This is a genomic window from Oceanobacter kriegii DSM 6294, from assembly GCF_000422845.1.
Taxonomy (GTDB): Bacteria; Pseudomonadota; Gammaproteobacteria; order Pseudomonadales; family Oceanobacteraceae; genus Oceanobacter; species Oceanobacter kriegii.
In genome coordinates, this window is sequence record NZ_KE383933.1 from 91,183 (window position 1) to 107,738 (window position 16,556).

Annotated in this window: 15 protein-coding genes; 8 read left to right on the forward strand and 7 right to left on the reverse strand. The window is 55.4% G+C overall.

All coding sequences use genetic code 11. The features are described 5' to 3' along the window. Positions 1–27 precede the first annotated feature (27 nt). Genes tssC through G516_RS0118290 form a run of 4 tightly spaced genes read right to left on the reverse strand, consistent with a single transcriptional unit; the run spans position 28 to position 5,179 of the window. Positions 28–1,497 carry a type VI secretion system contractile sheath large subunit gene (gene tssC, locus G516_RS0118275; protein WP_028294869.1) on the reverse strand — a complete coding sequence of 490 codons (1,470 nt, stop codon included), beginning with the start codon at positions 1,495–1,497 and terminating at the stop codon, positions 28–30. 3 nt (positions 1,498–1,500) lie between these two features. Further along, a complete protein-coding gene (tssB, locus tag G516_RS0118280; protein ID WP_028294870.1) occupies positions 1,501–2,004 on the reverse strand; it encodes a type VI secretion system contractile sheath small subunit in 504 nt (167 codons plus the stop codon). 56 nt (positions 2,005–2,060) lie between these two features. Then, a complete protein-coding gene (tssA, locus tag G516_RS0118285; protein ID WP_051219598.1) occupies positions 2,061–3,182 on the reverse strand; it encodes a type VI secretion system protein TssA in 1,122 nt (373 codons plus the stop codon). Continuing rightward, positions 3,182–5,179, reverse strand: a complete 1,998-nt coding sequence (locus G516_RS0118290) for a serine/threonine-protein kinase (protein ID WP_028294872.1) — start codon at positions 5,177–5,179, stop codon at positions 3,182–3,184. The genes tssA and G516_RS0118290 overlap by 1 nt, the downstream gene beginning before the upstream one ends. Positions 5,180–5,571: 392 nt before the next feature. Between G516_RS0118290 and G516_RS0118295 the strand changes: the two genes are divergently transcribed. The 4 genes from G516_RS0118295 to G516_RS0118310 all read left to right on the forward strand — a co-directional run bounded on the left by G516_RS0118295 (position 5,572) and on the right by G516_RS0118310 (position 9,455). Continuing rightward, entirely contained in the window at positions 5,572–6,930 is a 1,359-nt protein-coding gene (locus G516_RS0118295; protein WP_028294873.1) for an FHA domain-containing protein, read from the forward strand. Between the two features lie 10 nt (positions 6,931–6,940). Further along, positions 6,941–7,462, forward strand: a complete 522-nt coding sequence (gene tssJ / locus G516_RS0118300) for a type VI secretion system lipoprotein TssJ (protein ID WP_028294874.1) — start codon at positions 6,941–6,943, stop codon at positions 7,460–7,462. A gap of 63 nt (positions 7,463–7,525) precedes the next feature. Beyond that, positions 7,526–8,863, forward strand: a complete 1,338-nt coding sequence (gene tssK / locus G516_RS0118305; RefSeq protein WP_028294875.1) for a type VI secretion system baseplate subunit TssK — start codon at positions 7,526–7,528, stop codon at positions 8,861–8,863. Between the two features lie 364 nt (positions 8,864–9,227). Then, positions 9,228–9,455: a DUF2798 domain-containing protein gene (locus G516_RS0118310; RefSeq protein ID WP_028294876.1), complete on the forward strand. Its 228-nt coding sequence runs from the start codon at positions 9,228–9,230 to the stop codon at positions 9,453–9,455. A 43-nt stretch (positions 9,456–9,498) separates the two neighbouring features. On the opposite strand, the gene G516_RS0118315 is transcribed toward G516_RS0118310, so the two are convergent. Genes G516_RS0118315 through G516_RS0118325 form a run of 3 tightly spaced genes read right to left on the reverse strand, consistent with a single transcriptional unit; the run spans position 9,499 to position 11,996 of the window. After that, entirely contained in the window at positions 9,499–9,915 is a 417-nt protein-coding gene (locus G516_RS0118315; RefSeq protein WP_028294877.1) for a helix-turn-helix domain-containing protein, read from the reverse strand. A gap of 1 nt (position 9,916) precedes the next feature. Further along, positions 9,917–10,924, reverse strand: coding sequence for a hypothetical protein (locus tag G516_RS0118320; protein ID WP_028294878.1), 1,008 nt, complete (start codon positions 10,922–10,924; stop codon positions 9,917–9,919). After that, positions 10,908–11,996 (reverse strand): hypothetical protein, encoded by a 1,089-nt coding sequence (locus G516_RS0118325; RefSeq protein ID WP_028294879.1) that lies wholly within the window; start codon positions 11,994–11,996, stop codon positions 10,908–10,910. The genes G516_RS0118320 and G516_RS0118325 overlap by 17 nt, the downstream gene beginning before the upstream one ends. A 386-nt stretch (positions 11,997–12,382) precedes the next feature. Here G516_RS0118325 and potA point away from each other — a divergent pair, with 386 nt between their 5' ends. The 4 genes from potA to G516_RS0118345 are packed head-to-tail and all read left to right on the forward strand — an operon-like array spanning position 12,383 to position 16,190. Further along, the gene (gene potA, locus G516_RS0118330; protein ID WP_028294880.1) at positions 12,383–13,480 is read left to right on the forward strand and encodes a spermidine/putrescine ABC transporter ATP-binding protein PotA; all 1,098 of its coding nucleotides are present in this window, start codon (positions 12,383–12,385) and stop codon (positions 13,478–13,480) included. Position 13,481: 1 nt separating this feature from the next. After that, positions 13,482–14,360: a spermidine/putrescine ABC transporter permease PotB gene (potB, locus tag G516_RS0118335; protein WP_036537429.1), complete on the forward strand. Its 879-nt coding sequence runs from the start codon at positions 13,482–13,484 to the stop codon at positions 14,358–14,360. Further along, complete coding sequence (gene potC, locus G516_RS0118340; RefSeq protein ID WP_051219599.1) at positions 14,344–15,144, forward strand: spermidine/putrescine ABC transporter permease PotC; 801 nt, start codon at positions 14,344–14,346, stop codon at positions 15,142–15,144. The genes potB and potC overlap by 17 nt, the downstream gene beginning before the upstream one ends. Then, the gene (locus tag G516_RS0118345) at positions 15,141–16,190 is read left to right on the forward strand and encodes an extracellular solute-binding protein (protein WP_051219600.1); all 1,050 of its coding nucleotides are present in this window, start codon (positions 15,141–15,143) and stop codon (positions 16,188–16,190) included. The genes potC and G516_RS0118345 overlap by 4 nt, the downstream gene beginning before the upstream one ends. The last annotated feature ends 366 nt before the right edge of the window (positions 16,191–16,556 follow it).

Consider the following 16,556-nt stretch of genomic DNA (forward strand, 5'->3'; position numbering starts at 1 on the left):
TGGCATCAGGTGGGCATCAGTTCGGCGTTAGCCACCGATCTGTGGAATACGGGCCACCATGCGCAGGGAGGTGGTCAGTTCTTCCATTTGCAGCCATGGACGCAACCAGGCTACGGCGTTGTAGGAACCCGGCTTGCCTGGGATTGGCTTCACCTGGATCTTGGCTTCGCGCAGTGGGTAGCGGGCACGCATGTCCTGACCACCTTCTTCGCTGGCGTTGACGTAGCCGTTCACCCAACGGTTCAGCCACACCTGCATGTCTTCCGCTTCCATGAAGGAGCCGACCTTGTCGCGCGCCATCACTTTCAGGTAATGGGCAATACGGGAGGTCGCCATCACGTATGGCAGACGGGAAGAAATCGCTGCGTTGGCAGTGGCATCCGGGTTGGCGTATACCGCGGGTTTCTGAGCAGTCTGGCCACCGAAGAACACGGCGTAGTCGGTGTTCTTGTAGTGCGACAGCGGCATAAAGCCGAGGCCGCTCAGTTCCGCTTCACGACGGTCGGTGATGCCGATTTCAGTCGGGCACTGCATATCAACGTCGCCGTCATCGGTGGTGGTCAGGTGCACTGGCAGGTTGTCGACACGACCGCCGCCTTCAGCACCACGAATGGCAGTACACCAGCCGTATTCAGAGAACGCCGCAGTCAGACGGGTCGCCAGCACGTAAGCGGCGTTGGACCAGCAGTAGTCTGAGCTACTGGCTTTGTCTTCCGCACCGATTTCTTCGTAGGCGAATTCTTCAACCGGCTTGGTGTCTTCGCCGTATGGCAGACGCGACAGCACCCGTGGCATGGCCATGGTGACAAAGCGGGAATCGTCGGATTCGCGGAAAGAACGCCATTTGACGTATTCAGCGGAATCGAAGATTTTGGCCAGGTCACGCGGCTTGGACAGCTCGGTCCAGTTGTCGAAACCAAACAGGTTTGGATCGGCAGCGGTCAGGAACGGGCAGAAAGCCGCGGCCGCGACGTTGGACATGTTGCCAAGGAACTCAACGTCGTCCGGGTGGTTGGTGAATTCGTAGTCGCCGATCAGGGCGCCATACGGTTCGCCACCTGGCGTGCCAAATTCGTTTTCGTACAGCTTCTTGAAGGTCTGGCTCTGGTCGAATTCCACCGCCTTGGACAGATCGCGGGCGACGTCTTTCTTGGTCGCGTTCATCACCTTCAGCTTCAGCGTGGTGCTGGTTTCGGTGTTCATCACGAAGTAGTTCAGACCGCGCCAGGTGCCTTCCAGCTTCTGGAATTTCTCGTGGTGCATGATTTCACGCAGCTGTTCGCTGATGGCACCGTCGATGGCTTCGATGGCCTTGCGGAAGGTAACGGTCAGGTTCTTGTTCCAGCTGACGGTGCCTTTCATGGCTTCGTCGGTCAGTACCTTCAGCAGTTCCTTGGCGTCGTCGGCTTCGGTTTGCTTGGTGGCCTGCAACGCCTGTTCGAACAGGGTCAGGGTTTGTTCTTCCGCTTGTACGGCTTCCTGTACTGCATCAGTCATGGCTTAGCCCTCCTTACCTTCGCCCAGTGCTTCGGCCAGCTCGTTGAGGTCGGCCTGGTTGTTCAGCACACGTTCCAGAATGTCTTCCAACTGCTCGGAGCGGTCTGCCTTGGTGGACAGGTCGCGCAGCTTGTTGCGGGTTTCCATCAGTTTCTTCAGCGGCTCTACCTGGTTCACAATGGCGGCCGGCTCGAAGTCTTCCATGGAGTTGAATTTCAGATCGACGGCAAATTCGCTGCCATCGTTTTCCAGCGTGTTCTTGACCTTGAAGCTCAGACCCGGGGTCATGCTCTTCAATACGTCGTTGAAGTTGTCGCGGTCGATCTGCACAAAACGACGGTCTTTCAGTGGCTTCAGTGGCTGGGTTGGATCACCGGAGAAATCCCCCATCACACCCACCACAAAGGGCAATTCCTTTTTCTCTACCGCATCTTCGGTTTCAACGTCATAGCTGATATGAACGCGAGGCTTACGCACCCGGTTCAGTTTCTTGTGAATGCTTTCCATGTTGGTTCCCCTAACAGTCGTTCTACAAGGTTGTTTTTGAGGTTGCCGGTTTCCGTTTACTGGCCGGTATCACCGGGTTGAATACCGGACAGAGTCTGAAATTTCTGGCGCGCGCCATCGTCCGGAATCAGCTGGGCAATCAGCTCCGGCAACGACAGTTCGCTCCAGCGGATGATCTGTTCAATCGAATAGGAAATGGGCGAATGTGGCTCGGACTCACGGAAATAGTCCGCCACTCGCTGCAAGGTTTTAACGGCGTCCCGACGGTTGCCAATCACGCCTGGCAGTGCCGCAGGTTGTGCTGCAACCACCACTTCTTCACCGGATTCAGCGTCCACAGTGACCACCTCTTCGACGGGTTCTTCTTCCTTCAGGCGATCACCAGCGACGTACAACAGCATTTGCTGACAGGCCTTGAGGGTGTCGGCAATTTGTACGGTTGGCTGCGGATCGTCGTTGGCGTATTCATCAACGATTTGCTGGAACAGCTCGTAGGCGTCGATGGCTTCCTGCAACTGGTTGCGGGTCATCTTCAGGAACGGCACCGAGGTGCCAGCAGAAATGGCCTCCAGTTCGGCTTTCGACAACACGCCTTCTTTCAGGCGGGCGTCTTTTTTCTTCTGGTCGACCATGCGGTCGGTTTCCAGCGCCTGTTCGTACTGCCACATGGCCACCGGGCCAGACATGTCGCTGTCGGCAATCGGGATCGACTTGATGGGTACAATCAAGGCGCCTTCGTTGCCATAGCCGTTCAGGCCAATCAGCGGGCCGAGCTGGGTCATCAGGCCGTCTTCGTCCGGCTTTGGATGCAGCTGTTCACCGAATTCCCGAATCAGTTTGGCGGCCAGCAAATAGCCACGCGCCAGCCCCTGAAATCCGTACTGACGAGTCAGCGCCTCGATGTACCAGGCAACCATTTCGATGTCTTTGCTTTCGCCAGACAACACCCCGGGCACACGCTCCAGAATGACTTGCCAGTCGGAGGCATCAATAAAGTTCTGCTCGCCGCTCTGGGAAGCCGAACGTTCGCCATTGCGCGCCAGCGTCCGGGCGTCGCGCAACAGCTGGTAGCTGGAATCCGGCGCGATGTTTTCGCGCAGGTCTTCGCCGGTCATGCCAAACGGCGACTCCAGCGGGTCCAGCAGGTCGTTAATCGCTTCAACTGAAATACAGCTCATCAGGAAGCATCTCCTTCAACGATGGTGTTGGTTACAGGGTTTTGCGCCGCCACAATCGACTGTTTGAGCTTGTTCATGGTGGCGTAGGAATCGCGGAAACCACGTTTCTTGTGGTACTCCAGCTTGCTGTCGAGCTTGCGGATGGCCGTCCCGGTCATGTCCTGAAACAGCTTCGACTGCGGTGGCATGTTGTACTGCTGAATGATCTTGTCGAGGCGCTGCCAGCCGGCGCTGATTTCGCGGTCGAGCCAGGCATCCGACATGGCCTTCATGGCACCTGGCAGCTCGTTTCCAGCGAAGTAACGCACGGCGTCGTCCGGGTATTCCGCTACAGACAGATCAGCTGCGGCACCGGTCAGATAACGGGAAATGGCCAAGCCAGCGTCAATCTCGTTCTGCGGGTATTCGCCCCACACTGCCTTCACCTGTGGGTACTGCTGTTGCAGGGCTTCGGCAAAGTCGTACAGACCTGCCAGCGCATAAAAATCCTGCTGCTCGACGCTGCGGGATACATCCGCCAGATAGCCTTCCAGATAGGCGTCATCCCACGGGAACGTCGCCTTCAGCTCATCCAGTCGAACCTGCGCCTGCAAGATGTTGTTGGCCGACTCGGCGCTGTAATCAATGCCCGACCAGGACTGCGCCATCTGGTAGCTGTAGAGGTCGACCAATTGCTCACGACGCTGGGTCACCTGACGGCGCAATTGATCCAGCTGCAAGGAATCCGGGAAGTAGGCCGCCACACGGTCGATCTCGTTGGTGAGCGCCTGAAAATCCGGGATTTCGTCGCCTTCCGAGAACGACAACGCGGTATCAATCGCGGTTGCCAGTGGTGCCACAAACAACGGCTTAACCTGTTGCAGCAAGCCAGCATCGACACCGTCCAGTTCAGACACATGCTGCAATCGCTGAGCCGCTGCCATGGCTTCAAAACGGGATACAAATTCGCCTGAGGCCAACTGCTGACTCCAGGCATTTTCCAGATGCGACTGATGAGTCAGGTGCTGATCCACATAGCCTTTCACCCACACACCGCCAGCACCCAGCAAGGCCACCACACAGATGCCCGCAGCCATGCCCGGCCAAACCCGACGCGAGGCATTCCACAAACGATGAAAACGAGCCACTGAGGCGATGCGCTTGTCGCGATCGACCTGCAAGGCGTTGCGCAACACCATCCAGCTCCAGATATTCATTCCAGCGGGACGAGTTGGCTTGTCGGCATCGGTCAATTCGTTCGAGGCCTTGCGGCCAAACGGATGAGTGCCGGTGAGCATTTCGTAAAAGATACATGCCAGCGAGAACACATCATCCGCCGGAGCTGCTTCGAGCGAGCGGGCAATGTCCGGGCTGGCGTAAGACAGGGTGTAACCGTACAGCGACGATTCTTCGCCAACGTTGGATTTCCCCACCGCTGCCACCTGAATGAACGAACGTGCGGTGGCAAAGTCGATCACCTTGACGCTGCCGTTTTCCAGAATCAGCACATTGCTGGGCTTGATGTCGGAATGGATCACGCCCTCACCATGGGCATATTCCAGCGCCTGACACATCTCGGTAAAAATTCGGCAGGCTTTCTGGCGACCAATACCGCCATCTGGCGAACGCTTCAGCAGTTCCGATAGCGGCTCGCCTTCCAACAGCTCCATGGAGACATACGAAAGTTCATTTTCTTTATGAAAATCAAACACTCGCACGATATTAGGATGCGACAAATGACGCGTAGTCAGGGTTTCATAAAATGTTAAGTCTTCCGCATATCCAGCCATTTCAGGTTTAATAACCTTAATAGCAACATGACTTTGCTCGTCATTCGGACCGGTAATTGCAAGCATATCGCGGGCGCGATATATGAGACTGGTTCCACCTTCCGACAGGCGTTTCATCAACAGGTAGCGACGTCCCAGAACATCACCTTCCTTAGGCGCTTCACGAGCGTCGTCGGATTCAGGAGAAATCCCGAAAACCTTAGTATTTTCAATAGCTTCCGTACTCATATCAGTCTTCAGAAAGGTTTTTGAACATTGAAGAAACGTGCGTCCATCGCGCTGCGTCCGCACTGGGACGAGGCCGCATTATTAGTACTACGGCGAACAATTTCACGCCTTTAAATGTAAAAAGAATCGAATAATAGACGCACTTCTCAAAACAAAGGTTCAATATAAAACCAGCTAACACTTTCAATAAAAACCACGTCACACCCTGCTTGCCAACTGGATTCGACTTGCATATCGTCAGCGCACAATTTGATATAAATATGGCTATCGAGTCACATATTCGATGTGATTCAGGTCACAACCAGAAACCGTCCGATCCGGGTAGCCGAAAACTACCCGGGACGATGCAGATGGATATTGTTCAAGAACTGTAAGGGTATAGTCGGAAGCAAATGGAATTAAAACTTGTCGCCCAACGTACGGATAACGGATTCAGACAGGAAGTCCCACTGGGCACCAGCGACGTAAAAATCGGCCGCAACAGCGACTGTCAGCTGACCCTTCCTTGCGACCAGAAAATCGTTTCCCGGGTGCACGCCATTGTGCACTTCAACAACGGCCGTCATGAGCTGGCCGACGCCGGTTCCGCCAATGGCGTTACCCTGGTCAGCAAAGGCACGCAACTGGACCCACAACGACCACACCCGCTGTCCGAAGGCGAGGAGTTTGCAATTGGTCAGTTCCGCATCCGGGTAGAGCGCGTACAAGCGGCGAATCCCGGCCCAACAGCTAACCCCGGTTCAACAGCCAGCGCCGGACAGGCCATTGCTGCTGCCAGCGAAGCGGTTGCCCGTCAGCAGCCACTGCCGCGTCCGGGCGGTGTATCCCGCACACTGGGTCGCCAACAGCCGGAGCCCAAGCCAGCAACACCAGCCGCTGACATACCGTCAGCCATTGCCGACACAGACACGCAGAGCATCTCCGAAGCCAAACCAGAGCCGATTGGCGACCCGTTTGCAGCACCCAAGGAAGAGCCTGCGGTATTCACCGCCAACAGCTCCGATCATTTTGCACCGCCGTCAATCACCATTCCGGATGACTGGGATCTGGATGGCGTGGCTGAAACCGCCACTGCCAAACCCACCGAACAAACCTTGCAACTGCAACAGCAAGAGAAAAAACGCCAGGCAGACGTGCTGTCGTTCAATCAGCAACAGCATCGACTGGTGGCTTCGCTGCTGAAAGGTTTGCACGCCGGAGACCAGTTTCAGGCCGCCGACATCAGTGGCGAACAACTGGAAGTGGTTGGCCAGACCCTACGGGTACTGGCAGACACCGCGCTGAAAGCCCTGCACGGTCACCGCGAAATCAAGTCACGCCTGTGTCTGGATGCACCCGCGGTAGAACGGGAGCTCAGCAAGGACCCGATTTACGACATCAGCAACGGCGATGCCCTGCTGAACATCCTGCTGGATAACCGTCACCCGCGCCAGAAAGACATTCCGGGCATGCTGCTGGAAAGCATGGAAGCGCTGATCGAAGACGAACAGGTACTGGAGCAAACCACCCTGCAAGCCTTTGATCAGGCCATTGATGAACTGTCTCCGGTGCGTGTGCAGCAACTGATGGAAACCCAGTCTGAAGCCGACAGAACGTCCATCAGCTTCAAACACAAGTTGTCGCCGGGGGCTGCCAAATGGTCGTTCTTTGAAGACCACTGGCCAAAAGCCGGTGATCGCATTCGCCAGGACATTCACAAGACGTTTGAAAAACGCATCTTGCAACTCACCGCTCGTCGAGCCAAACGATAGTGCCGGAACTATGAAAACACTGCCCCATTATCTGCTGTTAAAGGCCCTGATTCTGATTAGCCTCGTTATGTCGGGCTGCACCGTGGTGAAAACCGTGTGGAAGCCCTACGACGAAATCGAGCTGATTGCCACACAAGACGTCAACCCCGACGGCAATGATCGGGCATCCCCCATCCAGCTGCGCATTTACCAGCTGACGTCCCGCACCACCGTCGACAACCTTGAGTTCGACGAACTCTACTTCAACGGCGAAGCGCTATTGTCGGACGAATTGCTGAGCCTGGACGAAGTGATCCTGCAACCGGGCGAAAGCCTGTCACGCAAGATCGCCCTGCAAGACACCGCAGGTTTTATTGCCGTGGTCGCCGCCTTCCGCAACCTCGACACCAGTAAATGGAAATTTGTGTACGACGTTCACGACTACGGTCACTACCGTCATCCGGTCACCATCGAAGCCAACAGCATCCGCGCTGGCCGTCCTCATGTTGACGAACCGGTTACCGAACAGGAATTGAGCAACGGCGCCAAATAAGCGCCGCTTGCAGATCTTCGCACTCCGCAAGGATTCACCCGCTACACCGAATGGAATGAACCCATGAGCAACGACAACAAGGTCGCCTGGCTGGAAAGCCTGTATCTGTTTCCGCACCACTTCCAACAGCAGGAACGCTATCTGGAAGCCCGCATTGAACAACGCTCCCGCGCCATCGCCCCGTTTATGTGGGGTTATCTGGATCTGATTCTGGACCTCGGCCTGCTGAACAACGGCCAGGTTGGTCTTTCCCGGGCCCGAGGCATCATGCCGGATGGCTGCCCGTTCGAGCTGCCGAAAGACGCCTCGCTGCCACAACCACTGGAAATTGACCGCGACGTACGCAACCAGCTGGTGTACCTGACCCTGCCCATCTACCAGCCGGGCAACAAATACGTTGCCGGCCATGAAGAAAGCGACAGCATCACCCGCTACGGCATCCAGACCCGCGATGTGTACGACTACAGCAGCGACAATAACGACAGCGAACCGCTCGACCTCGCCAGCCTGCAATTCCGACTGGCCCTCGAGCGCGAAGAACTGGGCGGCTTTACCACCCTGCCAGTGGCGCGCATTCAGGAAGTCACCGCCGAAGGCGCGGTGATCATCGACAAGCACTACATCCCGCCGGTACTGGCGGTACGCTGCAACGGCCAGCTGCAACACTTCCTCACCAACACCATTGGACTGGTAAAACAACGTGCCGACGTGTTGTCGCATCGATTCGCAGCCTCCAATCAGGAAGGTGGCTCATCGGCCATTGCCGACTTCATGCTGCTGCAAATGCTCAACCGCTACGAGCCACGCCTGCGCCACATGAGCCAGGTGCCGCAATTCCACCCGGAAGCCATGTACCGCGAACTGCTGGGGCTGGCCGGCGAACTGTCGACCTTCACCACCCTCGAGCGACGCCCCAAACTGGAACCGGATTACCAGCACGACAACCTGCAGGAATGTTTCCGACTGGTGATCGACCACCTCGGCAAGTACCTCAGCACGGTGCTGGAACAAACCGCCATTCCGCAGAAGATCGAAAAGCACAAGTACGGCATCTACGTATCACGCATTGCCGACCACAGCCTGATCAATCAGGCGCGCTTTATCCTGGCCATCAAGGCCGATATGCCGACCGACAAACTGCGTGAATACATGCCGAAGCATGTGAAAGTGGGCTCGGTAGAAACCATCCGCAACCTCGTCAACAACCAGCTCAGCGGCATTGGCTTGTCGGTGATTCCGGTCGCACCACGGGAAATCCCATACCACACCGGCTTTGTTTACTTCGAACTGGATAGCCAGGGCGAACAGTGGCAGTCCCTCAAAACGGCCGGCGGCTTCGCCTTCCATATCGCCGCCGAACAGGAAGGTCTGGAAGTGGAGTTCTGGGCGATCCGGCAGTAAGCCACGCGCACTAATTGCTCCATGGACTCTGCCCCAGACCTTTCACACAAGCTCTGGGGCAGAGTCAAAGCAATCACTCCAGCTCAGCCTCTAGTCTCGCTTTGGTTCTCTCAAGACGTTCAGTTACGACAGGCACGATATCTTCCTCAATCTAGCAACCCAAAACCAACCCTTGACCTCAAGTTAACTTGAACTCATAGAATCGTTTTCCTGTTCTTTCAGGAGAAAACACCATGAAATTTTTCGAGCTCTGCCTTTCGCCCCTCCATTCAACGGGCGCGTTCCTCTGTGCATCAAAGCCGCAACGACCTCAACCACAGTGTAATCCAATGCCACTGAGCACTATTAGAAAAGGAGTCGTACGATGATTCCCAAACGCTATGAGCAGGTTTTGTTTGTGCTGATTCTGTCTTGTTTGATGTCGTCGATTGTATCGGCGGTGAGTACAGTTCGGGCTGCGGGTATGACGGATCAGTTTCTGTGGTTATGGAGCAGCGCCTGGGGTGCGTCCTGGCTGGTGGCGTTTCCGATTGCCTTACTGGTTGTGCCGGTCGCCAGGCGTCTGGTACAGCGTTTGGTCGCCAGTCACTGACCAGCGATTAGCTTGCCGCGAGCATGGTGGTACAGCCCGGGGTTCAGGCCCCGGACTTGCGACTGCGGTTACGGCGAAACACCAGTTTCATCAAACGTTGGAAAACCGGACATTCGAAGTGATTCGGAGCCGGACAAGCGGCCGCGTGCAACAGGCCGTCGCGCACTTCCGTCAGCTGTTGTATTTGCTCGTCCAGCTCTGCTGCACGGCGAATAAGGGTTTGCCGGTTGATATCAGGAAACCGTTGGTCGGCAAGCATGGCAGCGCTTTCGTCGAGGCTAAATCCGGCGGTGCTGCCCATGGAGATCAGCGCCAAACGTTGCATCACGTCGGGGTCGTACAGGCGTTTGATGCCTTTGCGGCCCACCGATTGAATCAACCCTTTTTCTTCGTAGTAGCGCAGTGTTGAGGCGGGCAGCCCGGATTGACGCGCTACTTCCCCGATTTCCATGCTGATCATGTTATTGCTCCTTTGCATAATCGCTTTTGCAGGGCTGCACATAGCGCTCCAGCCAGCCATCGACCTGCTGCTGTACACGACCACCAGTCAGCGCTGCCCTGCGGCGCATTTCCTGATGCCAGCGACGATCCTTGATATTGCGTTCATCCGGTTGCGCTGTGCGAAAGTCGGCCCCTTGGTACAAGTAGTAATCCGCGATGGCTGACAGAGGCTTGTCCGATTGAAAACGCCCACTGAAATCTGACAAACGCTGTTGCCCGTAGGGGTCGGTTTGTAAATCAATCAGAGTGGGAACCTGATACTCCCCACCTGTCGGCGATGACGATTCAAGCGCAGGGCCGGTGTGTGGCCAGAGGGTAATCACCTCTTCGCCCTGATTCCTCAACCCTGCCACCAGCGAGGTAAACACGCCCTCTTTACCGGCTACCGCAAGAGGAATTTTCATCTGGTGAAATGAGCCAAACAGCAGCACCGCGGTTTGTTTACGATTCAGAACTTCTTGCTGGACGGTACGCTGGTAGCTGACTTCCCGACTGACCGTCAGTGCTTGCCATTGCTCTCGGGTGATGCTGCTCCAGTCGAATTCGGGCTCAGTCAGCACCAATCGAATGGCATGCTCTGAAGTGGCATTGTGTTGCCTCAGAAACGACATCAAATGCAGATACTGTGGCGTTTGCCAAGCCATAAAGTAGAGGGTGTCACGCCATATCGGCTGAAGTGACTCTACTGTCAGGTCAGCACCAGACAGCACATATTCATCCGCCAGCGCCTGATGACGAGCATTGCCAAATTCCACCACGATGTTATCTACCCGGGCTGCGGTGGCAGGTTGCTGTAGCTGGCCAATCAAATAGTCTACCGGCCGTTCGGAGCCATGCACGTCCCCCAGAGCAACAAGGTCGGTGTGGTCAAACAGCGGCCCAAGGCGATTCTCTGCTGCCACAACTGGTGACAACATCAAAATCAACATCAGGGCCAGAGCCACCCCGCGTTTATTGCACGGTTTCATGCGTGGCAGTGCCTGCTTTCTCAATCCACTTGCCCACTTGCTGCCCTACCCGGCCTCCGGCGATGGCGGCACGCTCGCGCATTTGCTGGTGCCATTCGGGGTCGTTGGTGGCAGCCGGAGCCAGCGGCGCATCCCGATGTTCCGGGCCTAGGTAAAGATAGCCGTCGGCAACGTCGTTTAATACATGGTGATTGCTGGCGTCGATTCGACGAGAATAGTCCGTGAAAGATTGTTGCCCCAGTGGAGAATCCTTCAGTGGCAGCAGCGCCGGTGATTGGATTTTGCCAACCAGATTATCGCTGTCGTCCAGTTGCGGCAGCACCACAAAAAGGTTGTTCCGACCTATCCGGTCGCCCAGCAGGCTGACCAATGACTCAAACGGCTGACCAGCGGGCTTTCCCATCAATTGAATCGGTTGCTTGAACATATGAAAGGTGCCAAACAGCAGGATGCCTTTGCGGTGTTTATCCACTATTTGCTGCTGAATGCGTTCGGCGTAGGCCGGTTCGCGGTCTTTGCCCCAGGCAACCCACTCATCATGCGTGAGGGTATTCCAGTCAAAAGCAGGTTCGGCCAACACCAGTCGAATTTTGTGGCTTCGTTGCTGGTTGAGCTGACGTAAGCCAACCACAAAGTCTTCGTACACCTGATACTGCCAGGCCATAAAGTAGAGCGTGTCGCGCCAGATTGCCCGTACCTCTTGCAGCGGAATATCGTCGCCGCCCAACAGGTAGCGGTCGGCCAACGCCTGATGCTGGGCATTGCCCATCTCGACGGCAATATCGTCTACCTGATTCCAGACCTCAGGGTCCTGTAATGCAGCCAGCAGATACGGCACAACCTGCTGACTGCCGTGCACATCGCCCAGCGCGACCAGCGAGTGATGTTGAAGAGCGTCACTGATCCACACGGGATCGGGTTCAACAGTTATTACCGTGCGATCCTCCATGGTTTTGGCTGTGGCGGTCGTGGCTGTATCGGTGGAGGCTGTAGGCGTGCTACAGGCAGATAACACAGCCAACAGACTGGTCAGCAAGGCAATGAAGGCAGGCGTTCGTATGGCAACAGGCATGGGGATGTCTTAGTTATTGAAAATAATTCTCACTATAACCAAATTCGATTATCTTCGGCAGGCACAGAGACCATTACCGGCGGGAACGATCTGTCCACTAACCGTCTGCTATCAGTACCGCCTGTAACGTGCAGCACAGATGCCGACTGCCGTGATTGAGTTTTCTTGCATCACAAGTAACGACTGTTATAGTCGCGCGCTCTTCGTTCCCGCCGATGCCGCACGCGAAGAAATTTGATGGAACTGATGTGCCCTTATGTGTCAGAAGTTTGTCAAGAAGTCCGCCAGATCGGGCTTAAGATTCCGAGCCAATTACGCAGATTGTCAATGGTCGGTCTGCTAGAGTTGGCTGATAATTAACCTTTTTCGGCAGGGAGTGTGCTCGCGTGAGTTCCTCTTCGTTTTTATCACTGAAACAGGTCACCAAGCGGTTTGAATCCCAGGCGGTGCTGAACGACTTTGACCTGAACATCCGGGACGGTGAATTTTTTACCATTCTTGGTCCTTCCGGTTGTGGCAAGACCACGGCCCTGCGCCTGATTGCTGGCTTTGAAAGCCCGGACGAGGGCGACATCCTGCTGGATGGTCAAAACATCACCCATCTGGATGCCGAGAAGCGTCCTACCAATACGGTGTTCCAAAGCTACGCCCTGTTCCCCCACATGACGGTATTCGACAACGTGGCGTTTGGCCTGAAGATGTCGAAAGTGCCCAAGGCCGAAATGCGTGAGCGTGTGCAGGAAGCTTTGGCGGTGGTGCAGTTGTCCGACTTTGAACAGCGTAAACCGCACCAGTTATCCGGTGGTCAGAAGCAGCGGGTAGCCATTGCCCGTGCCATTGTGAACCGCCCCAAAGTGCTGCTGTTGGACGAATCGCTGTCGGCGCTGGACTACAAGCTGCGAAAGCAAATGCAGTACGAGCTGAAGCGCATTCAGCGCCAGCTTGGCATTACCTTTATCTACGTGACCCACGATCAGGAAGAAGCCCTGTCGATGTCGGACCGTGTACTGGTGATGCACGACGGCCAACCGCAGCAGGTCGGCACCCCACGGGAAATCTACGAGTCCCCTTGCAACCTGTTTGTGGCGCGCTTTATTGGCGAGATCAATGTCTTCGACGGCACCATTACCGAGTGTCTGGAGCCACAACGCTATCAGGCCACCATTCATGGCAAGCAATGGCCGCTGAATACCGCGCAAACCTTGCAGGTAGGCGACAAGGTACACGTGCTGCTGCGCCCGGAAGACCTGCGTATTGAGTACATGGAAGACGAAACCGATGGCCTTATTGGTGAAATTGTTGAAAGCAATTACACCGGCAAAACCCTCGATTCCATCATCCAGCTGGAAGACGGCACCCGCCTGATGGCAAGTGAATTCTTCAATGAAAACGACCCCGACTTCTCCTACAAGCTGAAACAGCGCGTTTGGGTGAACTGGGTGCATGGCTGGGAACACGTCATCAAAGCGGATGAGCAGTCCTGATATGAATGCGCTTCTGGCTCACATCAACTTCCGTAAGCTGGTCATCACCCTGACCATCAGCTGGCTGGGGATTTTTGTCCTGATGCCACATCTGATGGTGGTGGGCACCAGCTTCCTGACCCACGACAGCGATCACTTTGCCAGCCTGCCGCTGACGCTGGAAAACTACCGTCAGGTGCTCGATGCCACTTACGCCGGGGTGTTCTGGAACAGCCTGGTGCTGTCTGGCATTACCACCGTGATTGCCTTGCTGATCGGCTATCCGTTCGCCTACCTGCTGTCGCGCATGGGCCGCGTCAGCCGCACGGTATTGCTGTTTATGATGGTGATTCCGTTCTGGACCAACAGCCTGATTCGTATCTATGCCATCAAGATGCTGCTGGGCAAAAAGGGCCTGTTCAATACCGTGCTGGTGAGTACTGGCATCGTCGATAAACCCTTGCAGCTGCTCTATACCGACTTTGCGGTGATCTTCGGGCTGGTGTACATCCTGCTGCCGTTTATGGTGCTGCCATTGATGGCCAGCTTCGACAAGCTGGATCAGTCACTGATCGAAGCCGGGCGGGATCTGGGCGCCAATGCCTTCCACCGCTTCAGCCAGATTATCCTGCCGCTGACCATGCCAGGCATCGTTGCAGGCTGTTTGATTGTGTTCCTGCCAGCCATGGGCATGTTCTACGTGGCCGACCTGCTGGGCGGGGCCAAGAGCCTGCTGCTGGGTAACATCATCAAGAACCAGTTTCTGGTCGCCCGCGATTGGCCGTTTGGCTCGGCTTTCAGCGTGTTCCTGATTGTATTGATGGGCGCCTTGTTATGGGTCTACTACAAAGCCAACCAGTATGTGCAGAAAAAAGGAGGCATGGATGACCAGAACCTCTAAATCCCGCACGTTCAGCGGCGTATTCAAGTGGCTGTTTATCGGTTTGGTGTTCCTGTACCTGTATTTGCCGATGGTCATTCTGGTTACCAACTCGTTCAACAAGTCCAAGTACGGCCATAAATGGAGCGGCTTTTCGTGGAAATGGTACGAGAAGCTGTGGGAAAACGATTCCATGATGCAGGCCTTTGGCCACTCGCTGCTGATTGCCGGACTGGCGGCCACCGCTGCCACGCTGATCGGCACGCTGATGGCTCTGGCCATTCATCGATACAAGTTTCCGCTGAAAAACACCGCCAGCTCGATGCTGTTTGTGCTGATGATGTCGCCGGACATCGTTCTGGCAATTACGTTTCTGATTATCTTTATTGCGCTGGGCATTCAGCTGGGCTTCTGGTCGCTGCTGATTGCGCACATCACCTTCTGTTTGCCCTTTGTGGTGATCACCGTGTATGCGCAAATGAAGAATATGGACCCGAATGTGCTCGAAGCCGCCAAAGATCTCGGCGCCAGCGAGTCACAAATGTTCCGAATCATTATATTGCCCATATTGGCGCCCGCCGTTCTTGCCGGCTGGCTGCTAAGCTTCACGTTATCGTTGGATGACGTAATCATCAGCTCGTTCGTCACTGGGCCGGGCTTTGAAATTCTCCCGATACGCGTGTTTTCCATGGTGAAAGTGGGTGTATCTCCTGAAGTAAATGCACTGGCAACCATCCTGTTGGTCATGTCACTGACACTGATTGCCGTCACCACTTATCTGATCAAAAGGCAGAACCCACAATGACTTTGAACTCGCTGTTTCGTAATGCCACCGCAGCCGCTGCGCTGTTGGTTGCCGCTGCTACCCAGGCGGCCAACGACAAGGTGGTGATCTATAACTGGAGCGAGTACGTTCCGGAAGGCGTACTGGAAGAATTCACCGAAGAGACCGGCATCGAGGTGGAATACAACACCTACGAAAGCAACGAGGTGATGTACTCCAAGATCAAAATCCAGAATGCCAAGGGCTACGACGTGATTGTGCCGTCGTCCTACTACATCTCGAAAATGGCCCGCGAAGGCCTGCTGGCCAAGCTGGATCACAGCAAGCTGCCCAACATGGATCACCTGTATGGCACCCTGCTCGACAAGCCTTACGACCCGGGCAACCAGTACTCCCTGCCGTACACCTGGGGCAGCACAGGTATTGGTATCAACACCGACGACATCGACAAAAACAGCATCACCGGCTGGAAAGACCTGTGGGACAGCAAGTGGGAAAACAGCCTGCTGCTGACCGACGATGTTCGTGAAGTGTTCCAGATGGCACTGGCGGTACAGGGCCACTCCGCCAACACCCGCGATCCACAAGAGATCAAGCAGGCGTTTGAGCTGCTGAAAAAGCTGATGCCAAACGTACTGACCTTCAACTCCGACGCCCCACGCGAACCCTACATGGCGGGCGACGTTAGCCTGGGTATGATCTGGAATGGCGAAGTCATCATGGCGCAGGAAGAGATGCCAGAGATCCAATACATCTACCCGAAAGAAGGTGTGATTCTGTGGGTCGACAGCTTCGCAATTCCGGCCAATGCCGAAAACAAGGACGCTGCTCACAAGTTCATCAACTTTATGATGCGCCCGGACATTGCCGTTCGCACGGTTGAATACACCGGCTACGCCACCGCCAACAAAACGGCGATTCGTCAGCTCGACCCGGAAACCCGTGGTAACCCGACCATTTTCCCAACCTGGGAAGTGATCAACCGTGGTGAATTCCAGGAAGACGTGGGCGATGAAGCAACTGCCCTGTTCAACCAATACTGGGAAGAACTGAAAGCCGGTATGTAATTCCAGCTCCGATCAACATCCCGGCCTCAGAACCGCGGATTCAGACCCCCAAAAAGAGAAGCTCCGGCTTCTCTTTTTGGGGGCTGCGCAACCATTCTGCTAGCCAGCAACTAAACCGCCACAACCCGAAAATTCAGTAAGTTAACTACCTTTTTATCCAGCCAACCTCTCCCACTTTCCCAACGCACCATCCTCATCGATCACTTCCACTGATCAGTCCAGGCAGCCGATCCATTACAGTAATTTTCACCTATTGTTGCAAAACCTTGCATCGTTGCTCCCATGGATCAGTGTGAAACACGCGCCCACAGGAACTCTGCTGTATAACGCCGGTTCTACCGGACGTACTACTGAAGACTCCAATAG